Below are 6,759 nucleotides of genomic sequence, written 5' to 3' on the forward strand. Positions count from 1 at the left end.
ATCAAATATCATAAAAATCAAAAACATTGCAAATAATCCGTTTTTCTCTTTCTGCATTACTTTTTTCATGCTGAATGTAAGTTCATTTTTTGTAAATAACCTTATATCAGGTATAAAAGGAGGAACCTTTTCTGCCCAAATTCGATATTGGGTGCCAAACTTTCTTTCTAAAAACTGCTCTTCTGCGTACATAATTCTTTCATATTATATCCAGTAAAAGAGTACAAAAGAAATAATAAACCAAATATTTTCAGTAAACATGGCGGGTCCTAGCCACATAAAAAAATTCCCTAAATAAAGAGGGTGTCTTACTATACTATAAATACCTGACGTATTAAGAGTCTCAGCAACCTGTCCCTCGGATGTATTACGTCCGGATGTATTCTTTGGAGTATATCCTACTGTATATATTCTTATTACCAATCCAATCGTACTAACCAACAGGCAAAGCACTTCATAATATTTTGTGCAAACAGAATCTGAATTCTTTAAGCTAGTTTGAATTAATACTAAAACGCCTAACATTAAAATACTTAGGGGTAAGAAACTCCTATATTTAAACAGCCAGTTTCCCTGTCTTTCAAGTTCTTCTTTTAAAGCCATATTTTTAACTTTACCTTTAAATTTATTCTTCTTCTCCAGAATTCGTTAATATAGCATTGATAAAAAATGCTCCTTTTACGGCAACCTGCACATTATCCGGAACAGATTTTATAGGAGTAATCGCCGTATATCCCATTGCTGACGTACCCTTTACTACTTCCACTCTCTCAAAGCTGATTTCTTTTTTGTTTTCTTTAGTGTACTCTATCGTTTTATTAGACAGTACGAAAATATAATCTTTACCTTCAGAACTTGTAATTGCATCATTGGGAACAGCGGGCATTAGTTGATTATCAAGACTTACCACTGCTGTTACATTCATTCCATCAATCAATCCCGATTTATTTCCCTGCACCTTACAATGAACGGGAATTGTTTTAGTTTCGTTTTCAAAAGCAGCCCCAATACTGTATACCTCAGCATCATATTCTGCAACAGGGTTATTGGTTAATGTAAAATGAATGTGCTGCCCCACTTTAATGGAGGGCAAATCCTTTTCAAAGATCTGAAGATCCAGATGTAATGAACTGTTATCCACAATTTCAATCACCGGTGACGAAACATCAATATAACTTCCAAGTTTTAGAAAAACATTGCTCACCGTTCCGCTGATAGGAGCAATGACAGCAAGTCCGGATTTTAAATTCCCATTGGAAATATTACCTGGGCTGATTCCCATCATCTGAATTTGTCTTTGTAAAGAGGCTCTTCTTGTCCTCAAGGTCTTCAGTTGTGCTTCTGCATTCTGAAGATTCTTTTTAGCACCGGCATTATTATCAAAAAGTTCTTTCTGACGTCTGTATTCCTGTTCCGCAAAAGTGATATTACTCCCTGCTGTAAGATAATCTTCCTGAAGCTGTATAAATTCAGGGTTGGCAATGGTGGCTATTACCTGGCCTTTTCTCACATAATCACCCACCTGTACCGTTAAAGTTCTGATGACACCTCCGTACAGGGATGTTGCATTGGCTTTGTTATTATTCGGTACACTTAAAGCTCCGTTTGCCTTCACTGTGGCTGTAAGCTCTTTCATTTCTATCTTTCCCAGCTGTATTCCTACCGCATTCATCTGTTCTTTTGTAACAGAAGCTATATTAGCACTCCGATTTTCGGTTGGGGTCTCAGTTTCTTTTCTCACCTCGGTCTTTTCATCAGTTTTCTTGGAACAGTTCGTTAGTAAAGTCAGAAGAATTATGATGATGATATTCAATTTAAATTTCATTTTATCTGTTAATTAAAGAGTTAATAGTAACAACGGTTTGGTTGACTTCCTGAATAGATCTCAGATATTTCAGCTCGATATCAGTAGCGGTCTGTAATGCAAACAGATACTCTACATAAGAAATATCTCCAGTCTTATAGCCTAATTGAGCTGCTTTTACAATGCTTGAAGCATTAGGTATTGCCTGATTAAGATAATACTGATACTGTTCAAAATCCTGTTGATATTGGTTCATGGAATTCTGTAGCTGTGTATTCAGCTGCTGCTGTTGATATTGCATATTACTTTCTTCCATCTGCTTCTGATATTCCAGAGACTGAATCCTTGCCTTGGTTGCTCCGAAAGTAAGGGGAATAGAAACTCCGACATTTACATAATTAAATCGGTTACCCACCCCAAAATACCTTTCCTGTCCATTGACAGTCTGAAACCCAATTAATGATTGATTGGTATACCCAAGGCTAAAATCCGGTAAACCTTGTGCTTTTTCAACTTTCTTATTTTGTTCCAAAACTTCAATATTTTGTTTCAACAGCTTAACCATAGGATGATTAGATACAGTATTAGTATCAAAAAGATACTCCAGCTTTAAAGGTTCATAATCATTAGAGATAGGAACTGAAATGTCTTCGTCCGTATTTAAAATCAATTTTAAATTCTGATAGGCATTATTTAAGTAAACCTGATTTTGCTGTAACAGCAGATTGATTTCCCCTTTTTGAGTTTCCGCAGTGTTAATCTCAATTTTTTTAATATCTCCGGCTTTAAACCGTATCGTGGCTATTTTGATAAAGTCTCCATATAAGCTGTCCAGATATTGTAGCTTCGTCTGGTTGTACTGCAGATATTCAATCTGATAGAAATATGACCTGACTTGTTTTACAAGCTCATTAAGTGTTACTTCCTTTTCAATTTTTCTGGATTGGACCTGTTCGGAAATCAAGTCCTTTCTGGCTTTAAATAAAGTCGGAAACGGAATATCCTGTGAAATAGCGAAAGACTGATCAAAGCGGGTACTGTTATATTGTCCTAACTGAGCACTGAAACCCATTTTCGGAAGTTCTTTTGCTGTAGGTGCCAATGCTTCTGATGATTGAATACCCAAATCTTTGGCTTTAATAGAAGGGTTATTTTTCTGCATTATTTCTACAGCATCCTGCAAAGTAATATTTCGTGAATTCTGAGCCTTAAAATTCTGACCGGAAAACAAAAGTCCCAGCAAAACAATCATTGCTAAAGACTTCCCTTTTAGCTTTCCTTTAATATTAATTTTAGAATTAAAAATGATATACAGCATAGGTAATACAAATAAGGTAAGTAAAGTGGCAGATATGAGCCCTCCGATAACAACAGTTGCTAACGGCTTCTGAACTTCTGCTCCCGCACTGGTACTTATAGCCATCGGTAAAAATCCGAGCGATGCTACAGTAGCCGTCATTAACACTGGTCTTAATCTGGTTTTCGTACCTTCAACAACTCTTTTTATAATATTAGCAATCCCTTCTTTTTCTAATTGATTAAAGGTTCCGATTAATACAATTCCATTTAAAACGGCTACCCCAAACAAAGCTATAAAACCCACTCCTGCACTGATACTAAAAGGCATTCCTCTTAAAAGCAGCGCGAGGACTCCTCCTATGGCACTCATTGGAATGGCTGTAAAAATTAAAGTAGCCTGCTTAAAGGAGTGAAAGGTAAAATACAGTAACATGAAAATGAGCAAGAGAGAAATTGGAACTGCTATCATTAGCCTTTGGCTGGCCTCTTTCAAGTTTTCAAACTGTCCTCCATAGGTAAAATAGTAGCCGGAAGGAAGTTTTATTTCTTTAGAAAGCTTATCCTGTATATCTTTTACAACACTTTCAACATCTCTACCTTTTACATTAAAACCTATTACAATTCTTCGTTTTCCTGCTTCACGGCTGATCTGTGCCGGACCTATTTCATAAGCAACCTTTGCAACCTGGGATAAAGGAATCTGAGCACCGGTATTGGTAGGTATCATCAGATTGCTCACATCATCAATATTGGAACGGTAAAGGCTGTCTAATCTTACCACCAGGTCAAACCTTCTTTCATTTTCAAAGATCTGGCCGGCAGCTTTTCCTGCAAAAGCAGTACTTAGTACATTATTAACATCCTCTACATTCATTCCGTAATTGGCAATTCTCGTTCTGTCATAAGTAACATTAATCTGAGGAAGCCCGCCCACTCTCTCAACCTGTGGAGAAGTGGCTCCGTCCACACTTTGGATTACCTTACTCACTTTATCTGCATACACGGAGAGAGTATCCATATTCTCACCAAATATTTTAACAGCTACGTCTTGTCGTATTCCTGTCATTAATTCATTAAAACGCATCTGGATCGGCTGGTTCTTTTCAAAAAATACACCGGGAATAACTCTCAGTTTTTCAGTAATCTCATCAGCAAGCTGTTCATAAGATTTCTCGGTTTTCCATTCACTCTGGGGTTTCAGTACTACCATAATATCCGTAGCTTCGGGAGGCATCGGATCTGTCGGCACTTCTGCAGCTCCTGTTTTTCCAACTACCATTTTTACCTCATCAAACTGTTTTATAATTCTTGAAGCCTGCATAGAAGTTTCTATACTCTGGCTTAATGAACTTCCCTGAGGTAAAATACAGTGAAAGGCGAAATCCCCTTCTTGTAATTGTGGAATAAACTCCCCTCCCATTCTGCTAAATAATATCAGAGACACAGTGAACAATCCGATTGCTATTCCTACAATGATATATTTTATTTTAATAGCCCTCTGTAATAAGGGTTGATATTTACTTTGAAGCCAATTCATCATTTTATCAGAAATAGTTTCTTTATGAGAAATCTTTTTAGAGAGGAAAAGGGCGCACATCATAGGAATATAGGTAAGTGAAAGGATTAAAGCTCCAAGAATTGCAAAGCCTACTGTCATTGCCATCGGAGAAAACATCTTTCCTTCAATTCCTGCGAGCGTAAGAATAGGAATATAAACAATAAGAATGATAATTTCTCCAAAAGCAGCACTTCCTCTGATTTTAGAAGCGGACAAAAATACTTCTTCATCCATCTCTTGCTGTGTCAGTCTTTTTATTGACTTCCTAAGTCCAAGATGATGTAAAGTAGCTTCAACAATGATTACAGCTCCATCTACAATAAGTCCAAAATCTATAGCTCCAAGACTCATAAGATTAGCACTTACATCAAATACATTCATCATTCCCAGAGCAAACAATAAAGACAAAGGAATAGCAGAAGCTACAATAAGTCCTGCTCTGAGATTTCCTAAAAATAATACTAAAACAAAAATAACGATTAAAGCTCCTTCTATAAGGTTCTTCTGGACAGTGCTTATAGCTCTATCTACTAAATTAGTTCTGTCTAAAAATGGATCTATAACAACATCATCAGGAAGGGATTTTTGGATCACAGGAATTTTCTCTTTCACTCTTTTAACCACTTCATTACTATTGGCTCCTTTAAGCATCATTATCACACCTCCTACAGCATCAGTTTGACCATTATATGTCATTGCTCCGTAACGGGTAGCATGCCCAAAGCCTACTTCTGCAATATCTTTTATGAAAACAGGAACACTTCCTGTATTTTTCACTGCTATATTCTTAACATCTTCTAAAGAGGTTGCCAAACCTATTCCTCTGATAAAATAAGCATTAGGCTTTTTATCAATATAGGCTCCTCCCGTATTTTGGTTATTTTTCTCAAGGGCAGTAAAAATATCAGTTACACTTATTCCCAATGCTTTTAACTTATCGGGATTCACTCCAACCTCATATTGTTTTAATTCCCCCCCAAAACTGTTGACCTCAGCAATTCCCTCCGTTCCATAAAGCTGTCTGGCAACAATCCAGTCCTGCATGGTACGAAGGTCTTTTGCATTATATTTCTTCTCACTTCCTTTTTTAGGGTGCAAAATATATTGATATACTTCTCCCAGACCGGTACTTACCGGCGCCAATTCCGGAGTTCCTATTCCCTTGGGAATATTTTCTTCAGCCTGCTTCAGTCTCTCCGTAATAAGCTGGCGGGCAAAATATATATTTACTTTATCTTTGAAAACAACAGTAATTACTGATAGTCCGAATCTTGATATACTCCGGGTTTCCAGAATATCAGGAATATTGGCAATACTCTGCTCTATAGGAAATGTAACAAACTGCTCTACTTCTTCTCCTGCAAGAGTAGGACTCACCGTAATAATCTGTACCTGATTATTAGTAATATCAGGTACTGCATCAATAGGAAGCTTAGTTGCACTCCATACTCCCCAAATGATGAGTAACAAAGTCATTATACCAATAACAATTTTGTTTTTGATACTAAATTTTATGATTTTATCTAACACAATTGATAATAATTTTATTGAATAACATATATGAACTAATATCTTATAATATTAGCAGCAAAAATAGATGAGAGAGCTCTGCAATGATATTGCAAAGTTCAAATGCTCAGAAAGTATGACTTTCTAATAATGTTCAATAAAATTAAATTTTAGGAGGCTGCCAGATATGGTCGTAAACCTGATAAGCAAAATCCGTGTTATGGAAAAGAATTTTCTTAGAAAAATAAGCCCTCACCTCTATCGGAAGCTTTAGCAACGGATCTATCTTAAAAACCGTGACAGTAATTTGGCAACAGTTACAACTGCAAAGAGGTGAACAGATATCTCCATTATCTTTTGAATGTGAGGCATCAATGCTTAGTAAGGTTTCTATTCCCTTATTATTGGATGGACTGTAAGTATCCGTGCATGGTGTTATCGATAATACCATGAAATAGAATGCAAAAATCAATCTCAACAGATTCATCCTACAAAAATAGCACTTTTTAAAGTAATATAATTAATCTTTCAATGAATAACTTTAATTTAAAAAATTGATACTTATGAAAAAGCTGATAAAGTAATGGGA

General features: G+C 36.2%; 4 protein-coding genes and 1 pseudogene. All 5 read right to left on the reverse strand.

Features of this window, described 5'->3' with window-relative positions:
- A pseudogene (locus Q0A18_RS12250) lies at nucleotides 1-192 on the reverse strand (lipid A phosphate methyltransferase); the annotation flags it as partial.
- A gap of 12 nt (nucleotides 193-204) precedes the next feature.
- A complete protein-coding gene (locus Q0A18_RS12255) occupies nucleotides 205-603 on the reverse strand; it encodes an isoprenylcysteine carboxylmethyltransferase family protein (protein WP_292010435.1) in 399 nt (132 codons plus the stop codon).
- Nucleotides 604-625: 22 nt separating this feature from the next.
- Nucleotides 626-1,825 carry an efflux RND transporter periplasmic adaptor subunit gene (locus Q0A18_RS12260; protein WP_292010436.1) on the reverse strand — a complete coding sequence of 400 codons (1,200 nt, stop codon included), beginning with the start codon at nucleotides 1,823-1,825 and terminating at the stop codon, nucleotides 626-628.
- A 1-nt stretch (nucleotide 1,826) separates the two neighbouring features.
- Nucleotides 1,827-6,191 carry a CusA/CzcA family heavy metal efflux RND transporter gene (locus Q0A18_RS12265; RefSeq protein WP_292010437.1) on the reverse strand — a complete coding sequence of 1,455 codons (4,365 nt, stop codon included), beginning with the start codon at nucleotides 6,189-6,191 and terminating at the stop codon, nucleotides 1,827-1,829.
- 142 nt (nucleotides 6,192-6,333) lie between these two features.
- A complete protein-coding gene (locus Q0A18_RS12270) occupies nucleotides 6,334-6,657 on the reverse strand; it encodes a DUF6660 family protein (RefSeq protein ID WP_363315990.1) in 324 nt (107 codons plus the stop codon).
- Nucleotides 6,658-6,759: the final 102 nt, after the last annotated feature.

This window comes from Chryseobacterium sp., from assembly GCF_022712095.1.
GTDB lineage: Bacteria > Bacteroidota > Bacteroidia > Flavobacteriales > Weeksellaceae > Chryseobacterium.

Excerpts from the sequence above, each read along its gene's own strand:
- Q0A18_RS12255 (WP_292010435.1), bottom strand. The coding sequence starts at position 603 with ATGGCTTTAAAAGAAGAACTTGAAAGACAGGGAAACTGGCTGTTTAAA.
- Q0A18_RS12260 (WP_292010436.1), bottom strand. The coding sequence starts at position 1,825 with ATGAAATTTAAATTGAATATCATCATCATAATTCTTCTGACTTTACTA.
- Q0A18_RS12270 (WP_363315990.1), bottom strand. The coding sequence starts at position 6,657 with ATGAATCTGTTGAGATTGATTTTTGCATTCTATTTCATGGTATTATCG.